Raw genomic sequence first — 23,920 nt, forward strand, 5'->3', positions numbered from 1 at the left:
GGGGCTCACCCCCACCCCCCCCCCGCCCCCCCCCCCGCCGCGCGGGGGGGCGCACGGCCGTTCGCCGTCTCCGGTGGCGCCGTGCACGCCATGTGCCCGGGCCGGCCCGGAGCCGTGTGCCCATGCCACCCCGGAGCCTCGCACCCAAGCCCCCGCGGTCGCCCCGGCGCGCTCAGTCGCCCCGCACATCCGCGTGGAGGATCTCGAACTCCTCCAGGCCGACCACCGTGACGTGCGCCTTGGCCGTGCCCTCGCGCCGGATGGTGGCCAGGCGGGCGCGGGACGCGGCGAGTGAGGCGCGGTCGGCGAACAGGACAGCGACCATGCCGCGGCCGCGTTCGCGGTCCAGGAACAGGGCCGTGCCGGCGAATCCGGGCAGGATTTCAAGCCGGGGCAGCACCGCGGTGTGGAACGTGTCGGCGGCGAGGTCCGCGTCCGCCGGGTCGAACTCGAGCCGGGTGATCCTGAGCCCACCGCTGCTGAGGGGCCGGTGCCCGCCGTGGAAGACGGCGGCCTCGTAGTTCTCGACCGCGACGGTCCCGGCGAAGGGCTGCAGCAGTTCCGGCCGCCGCGCGCTCATCACCTCGTCGCTGTTGTGGCGCGCCTGCGCGGACTCCCACCAGCTGACCGTGAGGAGTTTGCCGAGGTCACGGTCGACGAAGACGCCCGCACCCCGGTAGCCGGGCCGCTCCTCCAGCAGGTCGTGCCCCCGGGTGTTCAGGGCCCTCACGGCCGTGCCCAGCTGTGCCGGATCGCCGGTCGCATACACCGTGCGTACGAACATGCGCTTCGCCTCCCGGAGCCGTGACCGTACCGGCCGACGGCGGCAGACATATCCGGATACACCCTTTTCTTCAGTCTTGCCACGGACGCAAATCACCGCAATCCGCACAGGTTTCGACCGTCCACAACCGCAGTCTTGACGAGGACATGCCGATGGGCCCACCGTGTACGGCAACCTAGTAAGGAAACTTTCCTAACAGAAGGAGTCCCCCACAGTGCGCCTTCGAACCCTGACCCTTGCCGCGGCCTCCGGGGCCGCTCTGCTCGCCGCCGGAGTCCTTCCCGCGCACGCGTCCGCCGGCACGGCGGGGCGGACCGCTCCGGCCTCCGCCCAGGAGGGCTCGGTCAGCGCGGCCGACCTGCTCGCCAAGGTGACGACCTGTTCGCAGATATCGAACGGCAAGTACAAGACGGACGACGAGACATCGGCCACGGTCCCCGTGTGCGGCAAGAACGGCGCGGTGTTCTGGAAAGCCGACATGGACGTCGACTGCGACGGCCAGCGCACCACCAACTGCAACGAGAACCGCGACCCCTGGTACCAGGACGACACCGCCTTCCACCAGTCCGACGGCAAGCCCCTGAAGGCCGAGTCACTCCCGTACGTCGTGGTCCCCAGCGCCAGCAGCATCTGGAACTACTCGAGCGCCGGCATCAAGGGCGGCGGCGTGGTGGCCGTCATCTACGGCAACAAGGTCGAGTACGCCGTCGTCGGCGACACCGGCCCCACGAAGATCATCGGCGAGGCGTCGTACGCCACCGCCAAGGGGCTCGGCATCGACCCCGACCCGGCCACCGGCGGGGCCGACTCCGGCGTGACCTACATCCTGTTCAAGAACTCCAGAGTCTCCCCCATCGAGAGCCACAGCGCGGCGGTCTCGCTCGGGGACCAGCTGGCCAAGCAGTTCCTGGCAAACAACTGACCTGCGGCGTCGCTCAGTTGGGCTGGCCCAGCGGACGTACGACCACGGTGTTGACGTCGACCCCGGCCGGCTGCCGGATCGCCCAGACGACCGAGTCGGCGATCTGGTCGGGGGTCAGCAGGTGTCCCGGGGGCAGGCTGCCGAGGCCGTCCCAGAACGGGGTCTCCACCCGGCCGGGGGCGATCAGCGTCACGCCGATCCCGAACTCCGTGACCTGGCGCCGGGTGTTCTCGGCCAGCCCGGTGACCGCCCACTTGGTGGCACCGTAGATATTGCCCGGGGTGTTCACGAACCCGGCGACACTGCCGACGAGGACGATCCGGCCGCGGGACTCCTTCAGCGCCTCGACGGAGGCACGGATGAGCAGGGCCGGGCCGAGGACGTTGGTGAGCACCATCTCGGTCCAGCCGGCCGGATCACCGTCCGCGACGGTGTCATGGGTGGCGAAGCCGGCGTTGGCGACGACCGTATCCAGTCGACCGTATGCCTTGAGCGTACGGTCGACGGCATCCTGTATGTCGTCGAACGTCGACGCATTACCGGCGACCGCCAGCAGTCCGTCCGGATTGCCGAGCCCGTCGGCGAAGTCCCGCAGCCGGGCCTCCGTACGGCCGGTGACGGTGACCCGGTGGCCGGCGGCCAGCAACTGCCGGGCGACAGCGGCGCCGATGCCGGTGGCGCCGCCGGTGATGAGTGCGACCGGAGAGTCGTTCACGTGAGTCCCCCTGTGTGTCGGTGAGACCGGGAGTCCATCACGTGGAGCGCGCTCGAAGTCAAGTGCCGTCGCAGGTACGGCGATACGGCGGTACGGCACCCACCCCCGGCGCCGTACCCAAGTCGCCGGAGCCGTGCCGCACCCGGCTGGTCAGGCCGGCCGTACCGCCCGGTGGACGGTGTGGGCCGCCAGGACGAACACGTCGGGGCGCCGGTGGACGCCGGCGGGATCGGTGGGGTCGAGGAGGCGGTCGAGGGTGGACCGGTCGTCGGCGTCGAGGCTGTCGGCGTGGACGTCCCTCAGACGGCTCAGGGCGGCGACGACGAAGGCGCGGGCCCGGTCCGGGACGGGGGCGGGGAGGTCGACGAGGAAACTGCGGGTGCCTGTGTGCTTCAGTCCCGCCGCGGTCAGCAGGGCGGGCCAGTCCTCGGCCTCGGCGACCGCGCCGGGCAGCTCGGCGCGCATCCGTGCGAAGCGGTCCTCCTGGAGCACGTCGAGGCGGGCCTGCAGTCCGGGACGGCCGAAGCCGATGTCGCGGGGCAGATAGCGGCCGGGCAGGCCGCCCTCCAGGATGGCCAGCGTGCCGCCGGGGGCGAGCCGGGCGGCGAACGCGGCGAGCGCGGCCCGCTGGTCGCCGAGGTGGTGCAGGCTGCGGCTGGCCCACAGCAGGTCCGCCGGATAGTCCAACTCCACCAGGGAATCCGGCAGTTCACCGGCGAGGGTGCCGAAGCGGTCGGCGACGCCCTCGCGGGCGGCCCGGGCCCGGGCGCGCTCCAGCAATTGCTCGGAGCCGTCGGCGGCGACGACCCGTGCGCCGGGGAACGTCTCCGCCATCAGGCAGGCGATCACCCCGGGGCCGCTGCCCGCGTCCACGATCAGACCGGGCTCGGTCACCTCCTTGCCCAGCCAGGCCAGGGCGCGCGCATACGCCGGGCCGAACACCTCGGCCTCCGCCTCCAGCAGCGCCGCCATGGCCGCCCAGTCGGTTGCGTCGCCGTGCCCGTGGCCATGCGTGTGGCCATGACCGTGGCCGTGCTGTGTGTGGTCCCCGTGGTGGGCGTGGTCGTCGTGTGCCATGGCGGTCAGCCTCTCGCTCGGATGCCGCCAGCCTGCGACGGCGCACGGCGCGGGGGCCACTTTCGTTGCCGGTGCCGCAAAAAACCGAGTGCACGGGGCGGTGGCCGGCGTCAGCATGGGGCATGTGAACGACGATCTTGTGACATGTTTCCTCACCGAAGGCTTCGTGAAGATCGAGGGTGCCTTCCCCCCGCGGGTCGCCGCGGACTGCGCACGGCTGCTGTGGCGGGAGACGGGGTACGACCCCGACGACCCGGGCACCTGGCAGGAGCCGGTGGTGCGGGTGAACGGCATGGCGCAGGGTCCGTTCGCCGCCGCCGCCAACTCCCCCGCGCTGCACGAGGCGTTCGACCTGCTCGTCGGCGAGGGCCGGTGGGAGCCACGGTATTCGCTGGGGACCTTTCCCCTGCGGTTCCCGCACACGGTCGAGCCGGACGACGCGGGCTGGCACATCGAAGGCAGCTACCTCCCCGAGGGCGAGCAGTGGTACTTCGCCAACCTGCGCTCCCGGGACCGCGCGCTGCTGATGCTGTTCCTGTTCAGCGAGGTGACCGAGGCCGACGCCCCGACGCGGATCCGGGTCGGCTCGCACCTGGACGTGCCCCCGTTGCTGGAGCCGTACGGCGAGGCCGGGGCCTCCATCCTGGAACTGGGCCCCCAGGTCGACCGGGCCTCGGCCCACCGCCCGCTCGCGTACGCCACCGGCCGCCCCGGCGATGTCTACCTCTGCCATCCCTTCCTGGTCCACGCGGCTCAGCCGCACCACGGCACCCGGCCCCGCTTCATGGCGCAGCCGCCACTGTCCTCGGCGGTGCCGTACGAACTGGAGCGGCCCGGCGGGACGTACTCGCCGGTGGAGCTGGCGATCCGCCGGAGCCTCGACCGGTAGCGGCCGTGACCCCGGCGGACGTTCACCGCGCCGGGGTCACGACAGCGGCGGGTAGGCGTTCTGCATCAGCTGCTGGAACTGGGCGGAGAACCAGTGCCCGGCCAGCGGGGCGTCCGGCAGGGCGCCCGTCGGGTTGTTCCCGTTGCGGGCGTTGCCGCCGTACGTCGGGTCGCACATCCGGTCGAAGCCCTTGCCCTCGTCGTTGGCGACGGCGGTGCTGGAACCGTCGGACTCCCCCGGCGCCTTGGCCCACACATAGGCGTCGATACCGGCGGCCGGGGCCGCGGTCGGCCGTTCGCCGAGGCCGGCGCCGCTCTGGTTGCACCAGTTGCCGACGTGGATGCGCCGATCGAGGCGGCCGCCGTTGACATAGGCGTCCACGGAGGTCAGCGGGCCGGGACCGGAGGGCATCGCGGTGCCGCCCCACCCGTTGCGGGAGGTGTCGATCAGCATGCCGAGGCCTGGGTCGAACCCGGCCGCGACCAGCTTGTCGCGCAGGGCGAGGGCGTACGACTGCTCGTCCACGGACTGGTTCCAGTCCACCCACTTCGACTGGCGCACGGTCTGCCCGTTCACCGTGTCGGTGACCTTGACATACGGCTCCTTGGTGGCGCTGTAGTTGGCGGTGTTGACGATGAACCCGGCCACGTCGTTCACGCTCGCCCCGTTGGTCGTGGCCACCTTGGCGAACTCCTGCACGGCGGGGCCGAGGTTGGTGTCCCAGCCGAGCCAGCCGTGGTGGCCGGCGTCCACGTAGTTGTAGACGTTGGGGATCGCGCCGAGCTTGGCCAGGGCGTAGGAGACGCCCTTCTCGTAGTTGCCGTTGCTCTTCATGGTCACGCAGGCATCCGTGCTGGAGTTGGTGCCGCCGGCGTTGGTGACCAGGTTGGGCAGCGAGTCCGGTTCGATGACGGTGGCGATCCGGAGGGCGGCGTAGGCCGGGTCGGAGAGGATCGCGGCGATCGGGTCGATGTAGTCGCTCTTGTACCTGGCGATGTCGTCGGGGCCGAGTTCGCCGTTGGAGGCGAGGGCGGCGCAGTCGCGTCCGGGGAGGTCGTAGATGACCAGCTGGACGACCAGGTCGCCGGAGCCCTTCTGCTTCAGGGCCGCGTTCAGGTGGTCGCGCAGGCCCATGCCGCCGTTCACGCCGTTGATCGCGGCGATCCGGTCGAGCCAGACGGCGGTGGGCTGGTTGGCGACGCGGCTGCCGCCCGGTTCGGCGGCGGCCTTCGCGGACCACTCGGGGTTCACATAGACCTTGGCGCCGGCATAGGGATTGTCGGCCCGGCTGCCCGTGCCGCCACCGCCGGTGCCCCCGCCGCCCGTTCCCCCGCCGCCGCCCGAGCCGCCACCGTCGTCGACGTTGCAGGTGACGCCGTCGAGGGTGAACGCGGTGGGCACGGCGTTGGTGCCGGTGTAGGAGGCGTTGAAGCCGAAGCTGACCGAACCGCCGGTCGCCAGGCCGCCGTTGTAGCTCGCGTTGGTGGCCGTGACGTCGGCACCGCTCTGGACGATCTGCGCGTTCCAGCCGTTGGTGACCTTCTGGTTGCCGGCGTACGACCACTTGACCGACCAACTCGGCTTGGCGGCCGCGTTGTTGGTGATGGTGACGGCGGCGGTGAAACCGGTGTCCCACTGGTTCTGCACCTTGTAGTCGACGGTGCAGGGGACGGCGTCGGCCGCGGCGGAGGCCGGTGTGGTGGTGAGCGCCGTCCCGGAGGCCCCGGCGACCAGTGCCAGGGCGGCGAGCAGCGATGTTCTGTTACGGCTCATCAGTGCGGGTTCCTTCTGTCCGTGAGGGGTTACGGGTTCAGGGCGCGCAGGTGGTCACGCAGTCCGATGCCGTACGCGGTGGGTGTGCCGTCGTAGGCGGAGATCAGGGACGGGCCGGAGGAGCAGTCCCAGGTGTTCCAGGTCCAGCCCAGATAGGACAGGCCGTGGTCGTCGAGCCACTTCATGACCTGGTCGACGAACGCGTGCGAGCAGGTGTTCTCGCCGATCTCGCCGGCGATCATGGGCACCTGGGCCGCGACCGGGGCGAGCGTGGAGTTCCAGCAGCTCTGCGTCGAGCAGGTGTTGAAGTTGTAGACGTGGTAGGCGGCGGCGAGATTGCCGACTGGATCCGATGGCCTGTATACGGTCCACTGGCTGAGGTCGTTCGCATACGCCAGACCGCCGGCCATGATGACGTTCTTGGCGCCGGTACCACGGATGCTGTCTACAAGATCCTGCATACCGGCGACCTCGTACGAGATCCCGGGGCAGGTCCCGCCGTCCCTCCAGCACTTCCAGGCGTCGGTCGCACTGGGGGTCGCCCGGTCCGGGTAGGGCTCGTTGAACAGGTCGAATACCGGCGCCGGGTCGTTCTTGAAGGCGCTCGCCACCGACGCCCAGAACGACGGGCTGTACTGCAGGTCGGGCATCGGCTTCTGGCAGGTGGCGTGCACGTCGGAGCAGCCCGCCGAGTTGCCGGTGTACTGGCCGTAGGACCAGTGCAGGTCGAGGACCGGGGTCAGGCCGTGCGCCTCGACCCGGGCGACCAGGTCCTTGACGGCGCCGATGTAGTTGGTGCCGCCGTACTCGGGTTGGATGTCGGAAAGGCCCAGCCAGCATTCCTCGTTGAGCGGAATGCGCACGGTATCGGCCTTCCAGTCGGCGATCGCCTTGATCGCCGCGTCGTCGACCGGGCCGTCCCAGATGCCGCGGCCCTGGACGCACATGAACTCGCCGCCGGAGCGGTTGACGCCGAGCAGCCGGCGGGTCCTGCCGTCGGCGTCCACGAGCCTGGTGCCGGAGACGTGCAGGGCGGGTGCGGTGCCGCTCGCGGGCGGCGGGTCGGTGGGCGGGGGTGTCGTCGGCTCGGGGTCCATGTTGCAGGTGGTGCCGTTGAGCTTGAACACCGTGGGCGCGGTGTCGGACCCCGACCAGGAGGCGAGGAAGCCGGCGGTGACGCTCGCGCCGGCGCCGAGGGAGGCGTTGTAGCTCTCGTTCCCGGCGGTCACGGTGGTGCCGGACTGGGACCACTCGGCGTTCCAGCCATGGGTGACCTTCTGGCCGTCGGCGAAGGCGAAGGCGAGCGACCAACTACTCATCGAAGACTGGTTGTTGGTGATTTTCACCGATCCCTGGAAGCCGCCCGCCCACTGGTTGGTGACGGAGTACTCCACCGTGCACGCGGGCGTGGCTCCCTGGGCCGACACCACCGGGACGACCGCGCCGGCGGCGAGCGCGGCGGCACCGGCGGCACCGGCGGCGGCTAAAAGTACTGAACGCGGGGGGTGTCGCATGAGCGACTCCTTGCAGCTGGGCGCGCCGTGACGGGCGCGTCGACTGACTGGAACCGCTCCCACTGGTGCGAAGGAAGGTAGCGCCAAGTGGCCGGGATGCACAGGGGAGTCACTGACTTTTCCCCAACCCGGCCGGTCGAATGTTTTCGACTCTTCGAGCACCTTGACCGTTCGCAGGGCCGTCTCCACTATGGGAGCGCTCCCACTGGTTCAAGCCTTGACTTCTCCCGAGCAGCACGACGCAAGGAGGAACCAGCACATGGATCCCGGACGCAGACGCAGCGCCGCGCGACGGTTGTGGACCGCCGTGGTGGCCGCGTTCGCCCTGCCCCTGTCGATGCTCGCCACCGGCGCCACGACCGCGCACGCGGCGTCCGTGCAGTGCAGCGTCGACTACAAGACCAACGACTGGGGTACCGGTTTCACCGCCGACCTCACGATCACCAACCGCGGCACGGACGCGATCGACGGCTGGACGCTGAGTTACGCCTACACGGGCAACCAGACGCTGTCGAACGGCTGGAACGGCACCTGGTACCAGTCCGGCCGGAGCGTCACCGTGAAGAACGCCTCGTACAACGGCACCATCGCCGCGGGCTCGGCCGTCTCCACCGGCGCGCAGTTCGGCTACAGCGGCAGCAACACCGCCCCCGCCTCCTTCAGCGTCAACGGCACGACCTGCGCCGGCGCGCACCAGCCGCCGGTGACGGTGCTGACCAGCCCGAGCGCGGGCGCGGTGTACACACAGGGGGAAGCGGTACCGCTCGCGGCGACGGCCGCGGCCGCGGACAACGCGACGATCAGCAAGGTGGAGTTCTACGACGACACCACGCTGCTCGGGACGGACACGAGCGCGCCGTACTCGCTCCCGGTCTCAAGTTTGACCGTGGGCAGTCATTCGCTGGTGGCGAAGGCGTACGACAGCCTGGGCGCGTCCGCCGAGTCCACCCCGGTGGGCATCACGGTCGCCTCGGGACCGGCGGTCGTCGCCGCGCCGGCCCAACTGGGGCTCCAGCAGGGCAAGTCCGGAACGTTCGACGTGAAGCTGTCGACACAGCCGAGCGCGAACGTGACGGTGAGCGTGGCCCGCACGGACGGAAACAGGGGCCTGTCGGTGACCAGCGGTTCCTCGCTCACCTTCACGCCGTCGAACTGGAACACCGCGCAACCGGTGACCGTCACGGCGGACTCCTCCGGCACCGGTTCGGCGACCTTCACCGCCTCGGCCACCGGCCACACCAAGGCGACGGTCACCGTGACGGAGCTGGCCGCGTCGAAGGCGTACGACGCCCGTTTCCTGGACCTGTACGGGAAGATCACCAACCCGGCGAACGGTTACTTCTCTCCCCAGGGCATTCCGTACCACTCGGTGGAGACACTGATCGTCGAGGCCCCCGACTACGGCCACGAGACCACGTCGGAGGCGTACAGCTACCTGCTGTGGCTGCAGGCGATGTACGGCAAGGTCACCGGCGACTGGTCGAAGTTCAACGGCGCGTGGGCGCTGATGGAGAAGTACATGATCCCCACCCACGCCGACCAGCCGGCGAACTCCTTCTACAACGCCTCCAAGCCGGCGACGTACGCGCCCGAACTGGACACCCCGAACGAGTATCCGGCGAAGCTGGACACGTCCGTGTCCGTGGGAACGGATCCGATCGCCGGTGAACTGAAGACTGCATACGGTACGGACGATGTCTACGGTATGCATTGGATCGAGGACGTCGACAACGTCTACGGCTACGGCGACACGCCGGGCGGCACCTGCGAGGGCGGCCCCACGGCGAGCGGTCCGTCGTATCTGAACACCTTCCAGCGCGGCCCGCAGGAGTCCGTGTGGGAGACCGTCCCGCAGCCGACCTGCGACGCCTTCAAGTACGGCGGCAGGAACGGCTATCTGGACCTGTTCACCGGTGACAACTCCTACGCCAGGCAGTGGAAGTTCACCGACGCCCCGGACGCGGACGCCCGCGCGGTGCAGGCGGCGTACTGGGCGGACGTGTGGGCCAGGCAGCAGGGCAAGAGCGGTGACGTCTCCGCGACGGTCGCCAAGGCCGCGAAGATGGGCGACTACCTGCGGTATGCGATGTACGACAAGTACTTCAAGAAGATCGGCAACTGTGTGGGGGCCTCGTCCTGTGCGGCCGGCACCGGCAAGGACGCCTCGCACTATCTGCTGTCCTGGTACTACGCCTGGGGCGGCGCCACCGACTCCGGTGCGGGCTGGGCCTGGCGGATCGGCTCCAGCCATGTCCACGGCGGCTACCAGAACCCGCTCGCCGCGTACGCGCTCAGCTCCTACGACGACCTGAAGCCCAAGTCGGCGACAGGCGCGGCGGACTGGGGCACGTCGCTGCGGCGGCAGCTGGAGTTCTACCAGTGGCTGCAGTCGTCCGAGGGCGCGATCGCGGGCGGCGCGACCAACAGCTGGCAGGGCCGCTACGCCACCCCGCCGGCCGGCACGCCGACCTTCTACGGCATGTACTACGACTGGGAGCCCGTCTACCACGACCCGCCGTCCAACCAGTGGTTCGGGTTCCAGGCGTGGTCGATGGAGCGGGTCGCCGAGTACTACCAGCAGACCGGGAACGCCACGGCCAAGGCGATCCTCGACAAGTGGGTGAAGTGGGCGCTGTCCAGGACCACGATCAACCCCGACGGCACCTACCAGATCCCCTCGACCCTCCAGTGGTCCGGCCGGCCCGACACCTGGAACCCGTCGAGTCCCGGCTCCAACAGCTCACTTCACGTCACCGTCGCCGACTACACCGACGACGTCGGCGTGGCGGCCGCGTACGCCAAGACGCTGACGTACTACGGCGCCAAGTCCGGTGACGCCACCGCGAGGTCGACGGCCAAGGCGCTGCTGGACGGCATGTGGAACAACTACCGGGACAGCCTGGGCATCGCCGTCCCCGAGACCCGCAGCGACTACAGCCGGTTCGGCGACAGCGTGTACGTCCCGAGCGGCTGGAGCGGCACCATGCCGAACGGCGACGCGATCGACTCCTCGTCCACCTTCAGCTCGCTCAGGTCCTTCTACAAGAACGATCCGGCCTGGTCGAAGATCGAGGCCTGCCTCAAGGGCGGCGCCGCGCCCAGCTTCACGTACCACCGCTTCTGGGCCCAGGCGGACATCGCGCTCGCCATGGGGTCGTACGCGGAGCTTCTGGAATAGGCCGACGGGAAAGCCGCGCGCTGCACCGCACCTCTTTCGGGCGGTCCCCACCCACAGTGGGGACCGCCCCGCCTCAGTGGGGCCCGTTCCAGGCCGGTGTCCTTCACGCCGGGACGTTGCCGTCGGGCATCGTCATGTCGCCTCGTCCGCTGTGGAGTTGGTCCTTCAACCCGCTGCCGGCTTGCGGAACGCGCGCAGCGAGAACACCGGGTCCGGGCGGGGTCGGTCCTGGTCCGGGAGGCGGGACAGGTGCGCGGCGAACTCCTCGGTGCGGGGCTCGCCCGGTGTCAGTTGGGTGAACCAGCCGCGGCGCAGGTCGGCGATGGTGGTGCGCGGGCTGCGGCCCTGGCCGATGCCGGGGAACACGGTGTCGCCGGCCGGCCGGAGCCCGTGCCGGACCGCGTGCGCGGTGACGGTGTCCGCGGCGTCCTGGGCGGGGCGGCGCGGGCGGGAGGCGAGGACGGCGTCGATGTCGCTGCCGACGTCGTGCGCCTCGGCCTTGTCCACGGTGGTGACGTAGACGCCGCCCGGCCGCAGCACACGGGCGCACTCGGCGATGACGGCGCGGACGTCCTCGGGGTCGAGCAGGTGCAGCAGCCAGACGCCGGTGACGGCGTGGAAGGTGCCGGTGGGGAAGGGCAGCCGGCGGCTGTCCGCCCGGACGATCGCGCCCGGCAGCCGGGCCCCGGCCATGCGGACCATGGCGGAGGTGAGGTCGGCGCCGGTCACCCGGAGCGCGGGACGGTCGGCGGCCAGCCGGCGGGTGACGAGGCCGGTGCCGCAGGCCACGTCGAGGAGGCGGCCCGGCCCCTCCGGGATCAGCCCGAGCACCGCTCGGGTGGCTGCCTGGGCGCGGGCTTCGCCGCCGCGGGACGCGTCGTAGGCGTCGGCTTCCTTCTCGTAGTCGAGCACGTCCCTCAGTGTGCGCCGTGACCTGGGGCGATGTCCTCCACCCTGCGGGCGAGACCGAAATCCTTCGCGGTGAGGGCGCCGCCCGCGCTGTGGGTGTGCACGGTGAGGGAGACGGTGTTGTAGCCGAGGGTCAGATCGGAGTGGTGGTCCAGCTCGTCCTGTACGGCGGCGATGTGCATGACCAGCGCCGCCGCCGCGACGTGCGAGCCGAGGCGGTAGGAGCGGGTGAGCCGGCCCGAGTCCACCGACCAGCCGGGCAACTCGGCGAGCCGGTCCTCGATCTCCTTCTGCGACAGCGGTTCTACGGCCATGGCCTTCGGCTCCCTTCGCGGCGGCGGGACGGGGGTTACGGATTCAGCCTGCCACGTGAGGGCTGTGTCCACTCCGCCGCGAGGTCGTCCGCGAGTGCGGCGATCCGGGACCGGCCCTCCACCCGTGCCACCCAGTCGTGCGGCAGGCCGGTGTCGCCGTGCAGCGTGCCGAGGAGGTTGCCGCAGATGGAGCCGGTGGAGTCGCTGTCGCCCGAGTGGTTGACGGCCAGTGGCAGCGACTCCTCGGGGCGGGGCTCGGCGAGCGCGCAGTAGACGCCGATGGCGAGGGCCTCCTCGGCGACCCAGCCCGCGCCGAGGGACTCCACCTTCTCGGGCGTCGGTGCCCCGTCGGCGGCGAGGTCCAGGGCCGCGTGCAGGGCGACCGTGGTCTCCGTGTGGCCGTGGTGCCGCACCAGCAGCCGCAGCGTGCGCAGTACGGCGCCCTCCAGGGAGTCCCCGGCGACCAGGTGCGCCACGATCGCGGCGAGCGCGCCGGCCGCGTAGTAGCCGGTGGGGTGGCCGTGGGTGATCTGGGCGCCGCGCGCGGCCATGGCGAAGGCCGCCTCCGCGGGGTTGACCAGGCCGAAAGGGGCCGAGCGCATGACCGTACCGCAGCCCTTGGAGTCGGGGTTGACCTCGCCGGGGGTGCCGTCGAGCGGGAGTGCGGGGTCGGGCGCGTACAGCTGGGCGATGCCGGAGAGGCAGGCGTTGCCGGGGGCCCGGCGGGAGTACAGCCAGGCCTCGGTGACCAGGCCGCCGGCCGGTGCGCCGGGCTGCGGCTGCTGCGGGCCGGGCTTGGACTGGGTCTCCAGCCAGCGCTCGTAGGCCTGGCGCAACAGCAGGGGCCAGGGGCCGTCGGTGCCCTGCTCGCGCTGCCGTGCGTGCGCCTGGATCAGGGCCTCGACTGTGAACAGGGTCATCTGGGTGTCGTCGCTGATCAGGCCGGCCGCGCCGGGCGCGCCGGGTACGAGGCCGGTGACGCCGCGCGCACCGTGGGAGGCACGGATCCGGTCCAGGGAGGCGAACTCCACGGGATAGCCGAGGGCGTCACCGAGCGCGCCGCCGAGGAGGCAGCCGCGGACCCTGGCCCGGTACACGGCCGCGGCCTGGAGGGACGTCTGCGGGGGCGCGGTCCGCCACGGCTGCTGCCCTGGCTCGTTCATGCGCAACTGAAGCAACTCCTCGGCAACTCCTCGACTACGGTCGGGCGTATGACCATTGTCGCCACCGGCCCCGCCGCGTCCGCCACCGCCCCCGCCGCGTCCGCCGCCGCCGCCGCCGACAAGGGTGTCGGCCCGCACTTGCGCGCGTGGCGGGAGCGGCGCCGGATCTCCCAGCTGGAACTGGCGCTGCGCGCCGACTCCTCGGCCCGGCACATCAGCTTCATCGAGACCGGCCGGTCCCGGCCGAGCGAGGAGATGCTGCTGCGGCTCGCCGAACATCTGGACGTGCCGGTGCGCGAGCGCAACTCCCTGTTGCTGGCCGCCGGTTACGCCCCGCACTATCCCGAGACCTCGCTGGACGACCCGGCGCTGGGCGCGTTGCGTGACGGCATGGAACGCCTCATCCAGGGCTACGAGCCCTACCCGGCACTGGTGGTCGACGCCGGGTACACGGTCGTCACCGCGAACCGGGGCATCGCGATGCTGCTGGAGGGGGTGCCGGAGAAACTGCTCTCACCGGCGCCCAACTCCATGCGGCTGGCCCTGCATCCGGAGGGTCTGGCGCCGCGCATCCGCAATCTGCGCGAGTGGCGCGGGCATCTGCTCGCCCAGATGGAACGGGAGATCGCCCTGCACCGCTCGGACCGCCTGCGCGCCCTGTACGAGGAGGTGGCCGCGTACCCGGTGCCCGAGGGCGCGCCGGACGACGAACCGGCCGAGCCCGTCGCGTACTTCGCGCTGCCGCTGCGCATCGAGCACGACGGCCGGATCCTGTCTTTCGTGTCGTCGATCTCGACGTTCAACACGCCGATGGACGTCACCGTCGCCGAACTCGCCATCGAGACGTTCCTGCCCGCCGACCGGGTGACCGCCACGTATCTGCGCACGCTGGCCGGTTGACCGCCGTCCCCGTCGGCCCGGTTGCCTCGGACCCGTGTGCGACGGGGGATCACATGGCAGACTGCCGGGGTACCTCGGCGCGTAGGGGAGGGCGTGGCGTGAGTGAGCGGCGGGCTGCGCCCACCGTGGGCCAGGTGGTGCTCGGCAAACGGCTGCAGGAGCTGCGTGAGGCGTCGGGCCTCAGCCGGGAGGAGGCCGCCCGGGTCCTCAGGGTGGCCTCGGCGACCGTACGGCGGATGGAAATGGCCGAGGTCGCGCTGAAGATCCCCTACGTGCAGGTGCTGCTGGAGACCTACGGGGTGCCCGAGGAGGAGGCGGCCGCGTTCGTGCGGCTGGCCGAGGAGGCGAACCAGCCGGGCTGGTGGCAGCGCTTCCACGACGTGCTCCCGGACTGGTTCAGCCTTTACGTCAGCCTGGAGGGCGCCGCCCGGATCATCCGCTCCTACGAGCCGCACTTCATACCCGGTCTTCTGCAGACCGAGGAATACGCGCGTGCGGTGCTGGAGGCCGGGACGATCGGGCAGGCCTCGCCCCAGGCGGTGGAGCGGCACGTGTCGCTGCGCCTGGAACGGCAGCGGCTGCTGGAGCGGGACGACCCGCCCCATCTGTGGGTGATCATGGACGAGACGGTGCTCAGGCGACCGGTGAGCGCACGGCCCGAAGTGCAGCGGGACCAGCTGGACAAGCTGCTGGAGTACGGCGAGCGGGACCGGGTCACCCTCCAGATCGCCGAGTTCGCCGCGGGCCCGCACCCGGGGACGTACGCGCCGTTCACACTGTTCCGGTTCGCCGAGCCGGAGCTGCCGGACATGGTGTTCACCGAGTACCTGACCGGCGCCCTCTATCTGGACTCCCGCCGCGAGGTCGCCGCGCATCTGGAGGTGCTGGACCACATGACGGCCCGGGCCGCGTCGGCGCAGCGCACACAGACCCTGCTGCGGGAGCTCCGCGACACCCTGTGACATCACTGGCGGTGACCCGTAGGGGTGGCCGACCGGCCGAGCGGTGCCGCGTGGGGTGGCCCGGATGACCCGTACGGCTCTGTGGACAGGTGCGCTCCCCTGCTCGCCCCTAGGTTTCTGACCATGGGGTGAGCCGAGGGAGCGCACGTGAGCGACACGCAGACACCGCCCAGGGAAGCCGGCGCGGCCCTGCTGGCCGCCGGGCGGTTCTTCCGGTCCGGCACACCCGCGCCCGACCTGCACAGCGTCACCCTGACGGGCGGGCGGCAGGCGGAGGCCTTCTGGCAGACCCAGGAGACGGGCCACCCCTCGGTGGGCCCGGACCGGCCCGAGTACGAGCCGTGGGGCTGCCCGCGCGGTGCCGCGTTCTCGTCGTACGCCTACTCCCCCACCCGGGTGCGCTACCCGTACGTCCGGGGTGTCCTGCTGGAGATGTACCGCGAGGCCAGGAAACGGCTGAAGGACCCGGTGCTGGCCTGGGCGGACCTCCAGAACGACCCCGCACGGCGCCGCCGTTACCAGCGGGCGCGCGGCAAGGGCGGTCTGGTACGGGCGGGTTGGGACGAGGCGCTGGAGATCGTCGCCGCCGCGCAGGTGCACACCATCAGGACCTACGGCCCCGACCGGATCGCCGGGTTCTCGCCGAGCCCGGCGATGTCGATGGTGTCGCACGCGGCCGGTGCCCGCTACCACTCCCTGATCGGTGCGCCGATGCTGTCGCCCTACGACTGGTACGCCGACCTCCCGGTGGCCTCCCCGCAGGTCTTCGGCGACCAGACCGACGCGCCGGAGTCGGACGGCTGGTGGGACGCCGCGTATCTGATGATGTGGGGTTCCGATCTGCCGGTGACCCGCACCCCGGAGGCGCACCGGATGGCGGAGGCGCGCTATCGCGGCCAGAAGGTCGTGGCGGTGGCGCCGGACCACGCGGACAACGCCAAGTTCGCCGACGAGTGCCTGCACCCGCATCCCGGCACGGACGGCGCGCTGGCGCTCGCGATGGGGCATGTGATCCTCAAGGAGTTCTTCGTCGACCGGGAGACACCGTTCTTCGCTGACTATGTACGTAAGTTCACCGACCTGCCGTTCCTGGTGACGCTGACCGAGCGGGACGGCGCGTATGTGCCGGCGAAGTTCCTGCGCGCCGCCGACCTCGGGCAGGACGACGAGGGCGCCGAGTGGAAGACGGTCGTGCTGGACCGTACGACCGGTCGTGCCGTGGTCCCGAACGGCTCCCTGGGCTTTCGCTGGACCAGGTCCGGGGAGGGTGACTGGAACCTCGAACTCGGCGACATCGAGCCCACACTGAGCCTGTACGGCAGTGAGGTCGCGGTTCCTGTGGAGGTGCTGCTGCCGCGGTTCGACACCGAGGGCGGGGAGCACGGGCAGGGGCGCGGGGAGGTGCTGTGGCGCAGTGTGCCGGCGACGCGGCTGGGCGGGGCGGGCGGCCCGCTGGTGACGACTGTATACGATCTACTGTTGGCGCAATACGGTGTACACCGGACCGGTATGCCGGGCGACTGGCCCACCTCGTACACGGACGACCGTATGCCGGCGACACCCGCCTGGCAGGAGGCGCTGACCTCCGTCCCGGCCGCCAAGTGCCTGAAGATCGCCCGCGAGTTCGCGCGGACGGCCGAGCGCTCCCGGGGCCGCTGCATGATCCTGATGGGCCCGGGCACCAACCACTGGTTCCACTCCGAGACCATCTACCGCGCCTTCCTGGCCCTGCTGCAGCTCACCGGCTGCCAGGGCCGCGACGGCGGCGGCTGGGCGCACTACGCCGGCCAGGAGAAGTGCCGCCCGGTGACCGGCTGGGCGACGCTGGCCGCCGCCACGGACTGGGCCCGCCCGCCACGGCAGATGATCGGCACCGCGTACTGGTTCCTCAACACCGACCAGTGGCGCTACGACCGCTGCGGCGCCGATGCGCTCGCCTCGCCGCTGGGCGAGGGCCGGTTCGCGGGGATGACCGGCGCGGACTGCCTGGCCCTGTCGGCCCGCGCGGGCTGGATGCCGTCGTACCCCACCTTCAACCGCAACTCCCTCGACCTGGCCGGGCAGTTCGGCGACCCGGCGGCGAACGCGGTCGCCGAACTGCGCGCCGGAACCCTGAAGTTCGCCTGCGAGGACCCGGACGCGCCGGAGAACTGGCCGCGGGTACTGACCCTGTGGCAGGCGGACCTGCTGGGCTCGTCCGCGAAGGGCGCCGAGTACTTCACCCGGCACCTGCTCGGCACCCACTCCTCGCCGCGCGCCGAGGAGGCCGCGCCCGGGGAACGGCCCCGGGACGTGACCTGGCGGCAGCGGGCGCCGGAGGGCAAGCTCGACCTTCTGCTGTCGCTCGACTTCCGGCAGACCTCCTCCACACTCCTGTCGGACGTGGTACTGCCGGCGGCCACCTGGTACGAGAAGCACGACCTGTCCTCCACGGACCTGCACCCCTACGTGCACCCGCTCACCCCGGCCGTGGAGCCGCCCTGGCAGGCCCGCACCGACTTCGACACCTTCAAGGCGCTCGCCCGGAAGCTGAGCGAGCTGGCCGTGGAGCATCTCGGCGTCCGCAAGGACCTGGTGGCGACCCCGCTGCAGCACGACACCCCGGGCGAGACCGCCCAGCCGGGCGGGGTCGTACGGGACTGGAAGCGCGGCGAGTGCGAGCCCGTACCCGGCAGGACGATGCCGGACCTGACGGTGGTGGAGCGCGACTACACGGCGATCGGCGCCCAGTTCACCGCGCTCGGCCCGCTCGTGGAGCAACTCGGCCTGCCCGCCAAGGGGATCACCTTGCGGCCGGACGAAGAGGTCGGACATCTGCGGGAGCTGAACGGCACGGTGAGCGGCGGCCCGGCCGACGGGCGGCCCGCGCTGGACACGGCGGCGAAGGCGGCCGACACGATCCTGGCACTGTCCGGCACCTCGCCGGAGTGGTCGGGCAGCGAGTCCGACGGTCGACGGTATACAGCATTCACCCTGAATACCGAACACGGTAAGCCGTGGCACACCCTCACCGGCCGGCAGCATTTCTTCCTCGACCACGACTGGATGCACGAGCTGGGCGAGGTGCTGCCGGTGTACCGGCCGCCACTGGACAGGAACACGCTGTTCGGCGAACCCCGCCTCGGCCCCGACGGGCAGCCGGAGGTGACGGTCCGCCACCTCACCCCGCACAACCAGTGGTCGATCCACTCCGAGTACCAGGACAACCTGTTCATGCTGGCCCTCTCCAGCGGCGGCCGGAACATCTGGATGTCCCCGCAGGACGCGGACGCGATCGGGGTGAAGGACAACGACTGGGTGGAGGCGGTCGACCGTGACGGCGTGGTCGTCGCCCGGGCGATCGTCTCGCACCGCATGCCCGCCGGCACCGTCTACACGCACCACACCCGGGAGCGCGCGGTCGGCGTCCCGAAGACGCAGACCACCGGGATGCGCGGCGGCACCCACCACACGCCCACCCGCCTGATCCTCAAGCCGTCCCATCTGATCGGCGGCTATGCCCAGCTCTCCTGGGCCTTCAACTACCTGGGCCCGACGGGCGGCCGGCACGACGAGGTGACGGTGCTCCGCCGCCGCAGCCAGGAGGTCGAGAACTGATGCGCCCCATGGCCCAGATCGCGATGGTCATGAACCTCGACAAGTGCATCGGCTGCCACACGTGCTCGGTGACCTGCAAGCAGGAGTGGACCAACCGGCCCGGCATGGAGCACGTGTGGTTCAACAACGTCGAGACCCGGCCCGGACCGGGCTATCCGCGACGGTACGAGGACCAGGACACGTGGCGCGGCGGCTGGGAACTGAACCGGCGCGGCGCACTGAGGCTCAAGGCGGGCGGGCGGCTGCACAAGCTCGCCGGGATCTTCTCCGATCCCAGACTCCCGCAGATCAAGGACTACTACGAGCCCTGGACGTCCGACTACGAGAACCACACCGACGCCCCCGCACACGGCGACCTCGACCCGATGGTGGAGCGGGCGCGCCAACAGGCCTCGGACAAGGTGAAGTTCGCCTTCGAGCAGACGTTCATGTTCTATCTGCCGCGCATCTGCGAGCACTGCCTGAACCCGGCCTGCGTGGCCTCCTGCCCGTCGGGCGCGATGTACAAGCGGGCCGAGGACGGCATCGTCCTGGTCGACCAGGACCGATGCCGGGGCTGGCGGATGTGCGTGACCGGATGCCCGTACAAGAAGGTGTACTTCAACCACGCCACCGGCAAGGCCGAGAAGTGCACCCTGTGCCATCCGCGGATCGAGGCCGGCCTGCCGACGGTCTGCTCGGAGACCTGTGTGGGCCGGCTGCGCTATCTGGGCGTCGTCCTCTACGACGCCGACGAGGTGACCGCCGCCGCGTCCGTCCGCGACGAAAAGGCCTTGTATCAGGCCCAGTTGGGGGTGTTCCTGGATCCGGAGGACCCGGGGGTGCGGGCGGCCTGCGAGCGGGCCGGCATCCCGTGCGACTGGATCGAGGCCGCGCGCCGCTCCCCCGTACACGCGCTGATCAGCACGTACCGGGTGGCGCTGCCGCTGCATCCGGAGTACCGGACGATGCCGATGGTGTGGTACATCCCGCCGCTGTCGCCGGTGGTGGACGCGCTGACCGAGTCCGGGCACGACGGGGAGGACGCGGACAACCTGTTCGGCGCGATCGACACCCTGCGCATCCCGCTGGAGTACCTGGCGGAGCTGTTCACCGCCGGGGACACCGCCCCGGTGCGGGCCTCGCTGGAGAAACTCGCCGCGATGCGCTCCCACATGCGGGCCATCAACCTCGGCGAGGAACCGGACGCCGCGGTCGCCGCCGCCGTCGGCATGAGACCCGACGAGATCGAGGCGATGTACCGGCTGCTGGCCGTCGCCGAGTACGAGGACCGGTACGTCATCCCGGCCGCCGCCGTCGGCGACGCCCGCCGCCTGGAGGAGTCGGCCCTGCCGCAGGGGTGCAGCCTCGACTACGAGGGCGGGCCCGGCATGGGCGGCGACGGCCCGTTCGGCGGGGCCTCCGGCCGCAGGAACCTGCCGCTGGTGCCCGTGGAGAACTTCCATCTGCTGCGCCGGCGGCAGACCTCTGTCGACCCGGCCGACGCGAAGGAGCCCTGATGCCCTCGGACGCGGTGCTGTACCAGGCGGCGGCGCTCTGCCTGACCTACCCGGACGACGACCTCATCGCCAGGCTGCCGCTGCTGCGCGAGGCCGCCCCGCAGCTGCGGACGTTCACCGACCACGCCGCCGTCACCCCGGCGCGGGAGCTGGCCGCGCACTATGTGCGGGTCTTCGACTTCGGGAACCGGCACAGCCTGTACCTGAGCTGGTGGCACGACGGCGACACCCGGCAGCGCGGCATGTCCCTGGTCCGCTTCAAGGACGTCTACCGCCGGCACGGTCTTCGGTTCAGCGGCGAGGAGCTGCCGGACTTCCTGCCGGCGGTGCTGGAGTTCACCGCGAGGACCGGCGAGACCAGCCTGCTGACCGAGTACCGCGACGGCCTGGAGCAGCTGCGTACACGGTTGACCGGATACGGCACACCGTATGCAGCCGTCCTGGATGCGGTGTGCGCCACACTGCCGACTGCATACAGCGGGGTGCGCTCATGACGACACTCCTGTGGGGCGTCCTGCCCTACCTCGCCTTCGTCCTGCTGGTGGCCGGCCTCGTCTGGCGCTACCGCCACGACAAGTACGGCCGGACCGCCCGGTCCTCGCAGGTGTACGAGTCCCGGCTGCTGAACATCGCCTCGCCGGTGTTCCACTACGGCATCCTGTTCGTGCTGGCCGGGCATCTGGTGGGCCTGTTCGTACCGATGGCGTGGACGGACGCGCTCGGCGTGGACGAGCACACCTGCCATCTGTTCTCGCTGTGCGGCGGTACGGCCGCCGGGGTGCTGACGGTCGCCGGGATCCTGTTGCTCGTATACCGTCGCCGCACCCGGGCGCCGGTGTTCCACGCGACCACCGTCAACGACAAGGCGATGTACGTGCTGCTGCTCGGGGCGATCGTGCTCGGCATGGCCGCCAAGCTCTCGCATGCCGCCGGCGACGGCTACGACTACCGCCGGACGATCGGCCCGTGGGCGCGCAGCCTGTTCACGTTCCAGCCCAGGACGCACCTCATGGACGGTGTGCCGGTGCTGTACCAGGTGCACGCGGTGGTCGGCATGCTGCTCATCGCGTTCGTGCCGTACAGCCGGCTGGTGCATGTGTTCAGCGCGCCGGTGCGGTATCTGTTCCGGCCGTACATCGTCTACCGCACATGGGATCCACGGCAGTTGGGCCCGCGGCCGGAGCGGCGGGGCTGGGAGCGCCGGGGCTGGGAGCGGCTGGGAAGCTAGGCCGCACCCCCCTCGGCGTCCCTGTCCCGGCCCCTGCCCTTGTCCCTGCCCTTGTCCCTGTCCTCGTCCACGATCTCCGCGTCGACCACACCCTCCTCGTCGGAGGCGGGGCCCTGTTCCGTGGCCGGACCGCCGCCGGTGGAGGAGGCGTTCGCGTACATGGCCTGCCCCATCTTCTGGCTGACGGTGGCGAGTTTCTCCACCCCGGTGCGCAGGGCGGTGGTGTCGGCGTTCTGCTCCAGCAGGGTCTTCAGTTCCGCGGCGGCCGTCTCGACCTCGCCGCGCGTGTCGGCGGGGATGCGGTCCTGGTTGTCGCGGAGGAACTTCTCGGTCTGGTAGACGAGTTGCTCGGCCTGGTTGCGGGTCTCGGCGGCCTCGCGGCGTGTGCGGTCCTCCTCGGCGTACTGTTCCGCCTCCCGCATCATGCGGTCGATGTCGTCCTTGGGCAGGGCGGAGCCGCCGGTGACGGTCATCTTCTGCTCGCGGCCCGTGGCGAGGTCCTTGGCGGAGACGTGCATGATCCCGTTGGCGTCGATGTCGAAGGCCACCTCGATCTGCGGAATGCCGCGCGGGGCGGGCGGCAGCCCGGTGAGGTCGAAGACGCCGAGCTTCTTGTTGTAGGCGGCGATCTCGCGTTCGCCCTGGTAGACCTGGATGCCGACCGAGGGCTGGTTGTCGGTGGCGGTGGTGAAGATCTCCGAACGGCGGGTGGGGATCGTGGTGTTGCGTTCGATCAGCTTGGTCATGATGCCGCCCTTGGTCTCGATGCCGAGGGACAGCGGGGTGACGTCGAGCAGCAGGACGTCCTTGACGTCACCGCGCAGGACGCCGGCCTGGAGGGTGGCGCCGACGGCGACCACCTCGTCGGGGTTGACGCCCTTGTGCGGGTCCTTGCCGGTGAGTTCGCGGACCAGGTCGGTGACCGCGGGCATCCGGGTGGAGCCGCCGACGAGGATGACGTGGTCGACCGCGGACAGCTGGATCCCGGCGTCCTGGACGGCCTGGTGGAAGGGGTGCCTGCACCGGTCGAGCAGATCGGCGGTCAGCTCCTGGAACTGGGCCCGGGTCAGTTTCTCCTCCAGGTGCAGCGGGCCCTCGGCGGAGGCGGTGATGTAGGGCAGGTTGATGGAGGTCTCCGAGGACGACGACAGTTCGATCTTGGCCTTTTCGGCGGCCTCCCGCAGTCGCTGCACCGCCATCTTGTCGGCGGCCAGGTCGATGCCGTAGCTCCCCTTGAACCGCTTCACCAGGTGCTCGACGACCCGCTGGTCCCAGTCGTCGCCACCGAGGTGGGTGTCGCCGTTGGTGGCCTTGACCTCGATGACGCCGTCGCCGATCTCCAGCAGGGACACGTCGAAGGTGCCGCCGCCGAGGTCGAAGACCAGGACCGTCTGTTCGTCGCCGCGGTCGAGGCCGTAGGCGAGGGCGGCGGCGGTCGGCTCGTTGATGATCCTGAGCACCTTCAGGCCCGCGATCTCCCCGGCCTCCTTGGTGGCCTGCCGCTGGGCGTCGTCGAAGTACGCGGGTACGGTGATCACCGCGTCCGTGACGTCCTCGCCGAGGTAGGCCTCCGCGTCCCGCTTGAGTTTCTGCAGCACCCGCGCGGACAGCTCCTGCGCGCGGAAGCGGGTGCCGTCGACCGAGCCCTGCTCCGGGAAGCGCCAGCCGGCGTCGCCCATGTGCCGTTTCACCGAGCGGGCGGTGCGCTCCACGTTGGTCACGGCCTGCCGTTTGGCGACCTCGCCGACCAGCACCTCTTTGTTCTTCGCGAAGGCCACCACCGATGGTGTGGTCCGCGCGCCCTCCGCGTTGGTGACGACGGTGGGCTCGCCGCCCTCCAGGACGGCCACCACCGAGTTCGTCGTACCGAGATCGATCCCGACCGCATGTGTCATGGTCCGTCCCCTTCCGCCCGGGCGCCTGCCGCACTCCCAGCACATGACGTGCCCGCGGCCCTGTCAATGGCGGGTGCCCGGGAACGGCGATGCCGCGCCCCTTGGCGGGGCGCGGCATCCGGGGACGTACGAGACTTCAGGCCAGCTCGGCCGTCAGGGTGATGCTCGTACCGGTCAGGGCCTGGCTGACCGGGCAGTTCTTCTTGGCGTCCTCGGCGGCCGAGGCGAAGCCCTCGGCGTCCAGTCCCGGCACCTCGCCGCGCACGGTGAGGTGGATGCCGGTGATGCCCTCGCCCGGCTGGAAGGTCACGTCGGCCTTGGTCTCCAGCCGGGTGGGCGGGGTGCCGGCGCCGGCCAGGGCGTGCGAGAGGGCCATGGAGAAGCAGCTGGAGTGGGCGCCGGCGATCAGCTCCTCGGGGCTGGTCCTGCCGTTCGCGTCCTGGGAGCGCGAGGCCCACGTGACCGGCTGCTCGCCGATGCCGGAGGAGTCGAAGGTGACGACACCGTTGCCCTCGAGCAGGTTGCCTTCCCAGACGGTGTGCGCGGTGCGCGTGGTGGCCACGATGGTTCCTTTCTAGTGGGATCCCGTGACGCGGGGTCC

19 protein-coding genes are annotated in these 23,920 nt (G+C 70.9%); 9 read left to right on the plus strand and 10 right to left on the minus strand.

Translation table 11 applies throughout. The features are described 5' to 3' along the window. Nucleotides 1-172: 172 nt before the first annotated feature. Nucleotides 173-784, minus strand: coding sequence for a hypothetical protein (locus tag ACWC0C_RS38750; protein ID WP_449200577.1), 612 nt, complete (start codon nt 782-784; stop codon nt 173-175). Between the two features lie 214 nt (nt 785-998). Here ACWC0C_RS38750 and ACWC0C_RS38755 point away from each other — a divergent pair, with 214 nt between their 5' ends. Then, nucleotides 999-1,706 carry a glycoside hydrolase family 75 protein gene (locus ACWC0C_RS38755; RefSeq protein WP_449200576.1) on the plus strand — a complete coding sequence of 236 codons (708 nt, stop codon included), beginning with the start codon at nt 999-1,001 and terminating at the stop codon, nt 1,704-1,706. A 13-nt stretch (nt 1,707-1,719) separates the two neighbouring features. Here the strand turns inward: ACWC0C_RS38755 and ACWC0C_RS38760 are convergent, their stop codons facing one another. Then, nucleotides 1,720-2,421, minus strand: a complete 702-nt coding sequence (locus tag ACWC0C_RS38760) for an SDR family oxidoreductase (RefSeq protein WP_450869108.1) — start codon at nt 2,419-2,421, stop codon at nt 1,720-1,722. Between the two features lie 150 nt (nt 2,422-2,571). Continuing rightward, nucleotides 2,572-3,498 (minus strand): class I SAM-dependent methyltransferase, encoded by a 927-nt coding sequence (locus ACWC0C_RS38765; protein WP_449200574.1) that lies wholly within the window; start codon nt 3,496-3,498, stop codon nt 2,572-2,574. Nucleotides 3,499-3,613: 115 nt separating this feature from the next. On the opposite strand from ACWC0C_RS38765, the gene ACWC0C_RS38770 reads away from it, so the two are divergent. Further along, the gene (locus ACWC0C_RS38770) at nt 3,614-4,387 is read left to right on the plus strand and encodes a phytanoyl-CoA dioxygenase family protein (protein WP_450869109.1); all 774 of its coding nucleotides are present in this window, start codon (nt 3,614-3,616) and stop codon (nt 4,385-4,387) included. Nucleotides 4,388-4,423: 36 nt separating this feature from the next. Here the strand turns inward: ACWC0C_RS38770 and ACWC0C_RS38775 are convergent, their stop codons facing one another. Both ACWC0C_RS38775 and ACWC0C_RS38780 read right to left on the minus strand, forming a co-directional pair. Further along, nucleotides 4,424-6,160: a glycoside hydrolase family 6 protein gene (locus ACWC0C_RS38775; protein ID WP_450869111.1), complete on the minus strand. Its 1,737-nt coding sequence runs from the start codon at nt 6,158-6,160 to the stop codon at nt 4,424-4,426. Between the two features lie 29 nt (nt 6,161-6,189). Then, nucleotides 6,190-7,674, minus strand: a complete 1,485-nt coding sequence (locus tag ACWC0C_RS38780; protein WP_450869112.1) for a cellulose binding domain-containing protein — start codon at nt 7,672-7,674, stop codon at nt 6,190-6,192. A gap of 259 nt (nt 7,675-7,933) precedes the next feature. Between ACWC0C_RS38780 and ACWC0C_RS38785 the strand changes: the two genes are divergently transcribed. After that, a complete protein-coding gene (locus ACWC0C_RS38785; protein ID WP_450869113.1) occupies nt 7,934-10,852 on the plus strand; it encodes a glycoside hydrolase family 48 protein in 2,919 nt (972 codons plus the stop codon). A 165-nt stretch (nt 10,853-11,017) separates the two neighbouring features. Here the strand turns inward: ACWC0C_RS38785 and ACWC0C_RS38790 are convergent, their stop codons facing one another. The 3 genes from ACWC0C_RS38790 to ACWC0C_RS38800 are packed head-to-tail and all read right to left on the minus strand — an operon-like array spanning nt 11,018 to nt 13,238. Next, nucleotides 11,018-11,764, minus strand: coding sequence for a class I SAM-dependent methyltransferase (locus ACWC0C_RS38790; protein WP_450869115.1), 747 nt, complete (start codon nt 11,762-11,764; stop codon nt 11,018-11,020). Between the two features lie 5 nt (nt 11,765-11,769). Beyond that, nucleotides 11,770-12,075, minus strand: a complete 306-nt coding sequence (locus ACWC0C_RS38795; protein ID WP_449200569.1) for a 4a-hydroxytetrahydrobiopterin dehydratase — start codon at nt 12,073-12,075, stop codon at nt 11,770-11,772. 35 nt (nt 12,076-12,110) lie between these two features. After that, the gene (locus ACWC0C_RS38800) at nt 12,111-13,238 is read right to left on the minus strand and encodes an ADP-ribosylglycohydrolase family protein (protein WP_450869187.1); all 1,128 of its coding nucleotides are present in this window, start codon (nt 13,236-13,238) and stop codon (nt 12,111-12,113) included. A 48-nt stretch (nt 13,239-13,286) separates the two neighbouring features. Here ACWC0C_RS38800 and ACWC0C_RS38805 point away from each other — a divergent pair, with 48 nt between their 5' ends. From ACWC0C_RS38805 to narI, 6 genes are all read left to right on the plus strand, one after another. After that, nucleotides 13,287-14,138 carry a helix-turn-helix domain-containing protein gene (locus ACWC0C_RS38805; protein ID WP_450869117.1) on the plus strand — a complete coding sequence of 284 codons (852 nt, stop codon included), beginning with the start codon at nt 13,287-13,289 and terminating at the stop codon, nt 14,136-14,138. A gap of 98 nt (nt 14,139-14,236) precedes the next feature. Further along, nucleotides 14,237-15,100 (plus strand): helix-turn-helix domain-containing protein, encoded by an 864-nt coding sequence (locus ACWC0C_RS38810; protein WP_449200567.1) that lies wholly within the window; start codon nt 14,237-14,239, stop codon nt 15,098-15,100. Nucleotides 15,101-15,247: 147 nt separating this feature from the next. Beyond that, nucleotides 15,248-18,697 carry a nitrate reductase subunit alpha gene (locus ACWC0C_RS38815; protein ID WP_450869119.1) on the plus strand — a complete coding sequence of 1,150 codons (3,450 nt, stop codon included), beginning with the start codon at nt 15,248-15,250 and terminating at the stop codon, nt 18,695-18,697. Beyond that, entirely contained in the window at nt 18,697-20,196 is a 1,500-nt protein-coding gene (locus ACWC0C_RS38820) for a nitrate reductase subunit beta (protein WP_450869121.1), read from the plus strand. The genes ACWC0C_RS38815 and ACWC0C_RS38820 overlap by 1 nt, the downstream gene beginning before the upstream one ends. Then, nucleotides 20,196-20,690: a nitrate reductase molybdenum cofactor assembly chaperone gene (gene narJ / locus ACWC0C_RS38825; protein ID WP_450869123.1), complete on the plus strand. Its 495-nt coding sequence runs from the start codon at nt 20,196-20,198 to the stop codon at nt 20,688-20,690. Before ACWC0C_RS38820 ends, narJ begins: the two co-directional genes overlap by 1 nt. Beyond that, nucleotides 20,687-21,424, plus strand: a complete 738-nt coding sequence (narI, locus tag ACWC0C_RS38830) for a respiratory nitrate reductase subunit gamma (RefSeq protein WP_450869125.1) — start codon at nt 20,687-20,689, stop codon at nt 21,422-21,424. The genes narJ and narI overlap by 4 nt, the downstream gene beginning before the upstream one ends. On the opposite strand, the gene dnaK is transcribed toward narI, so the two are convergent. Together dnaK and ACWC0C_RS38840 are read right to left on the minus strand one after the other, a co-directional pair. Then, nucleotides 21,421-23,319 (minus strand): molecular chaperone DnaK, encoded by a 1,899-nt coding sequence (gene dnaK / locus ACWC0C_RS38835; RefSeq protein ID WP_450869127.1) that lies wholly within the window; start codon nt 23,317-23,319, stop codon nt 21,421-21,423. The genes narI and dnaK overlap by 4 nt on opposite strands. A 136-nt stretch (nt 23,320-23,455) precedes the next feature. Then, nucleotides 23,456-23,881: an OsmC family protein gene (locus ACWC0C_RS38840; RefSeq protein ID WP_449202162.1), complete on the minus strand. Its 426-nt coding sequence runs from the start codon at nt 23,879-23,881 to the stop codon at nt 23,456-23,458. Nucleotides 23,882-23,920: the final 39 nt, after the last annotated feature.

The organism is Streptomyces sp. NPDC001709, from assembly GCF_053596375.1.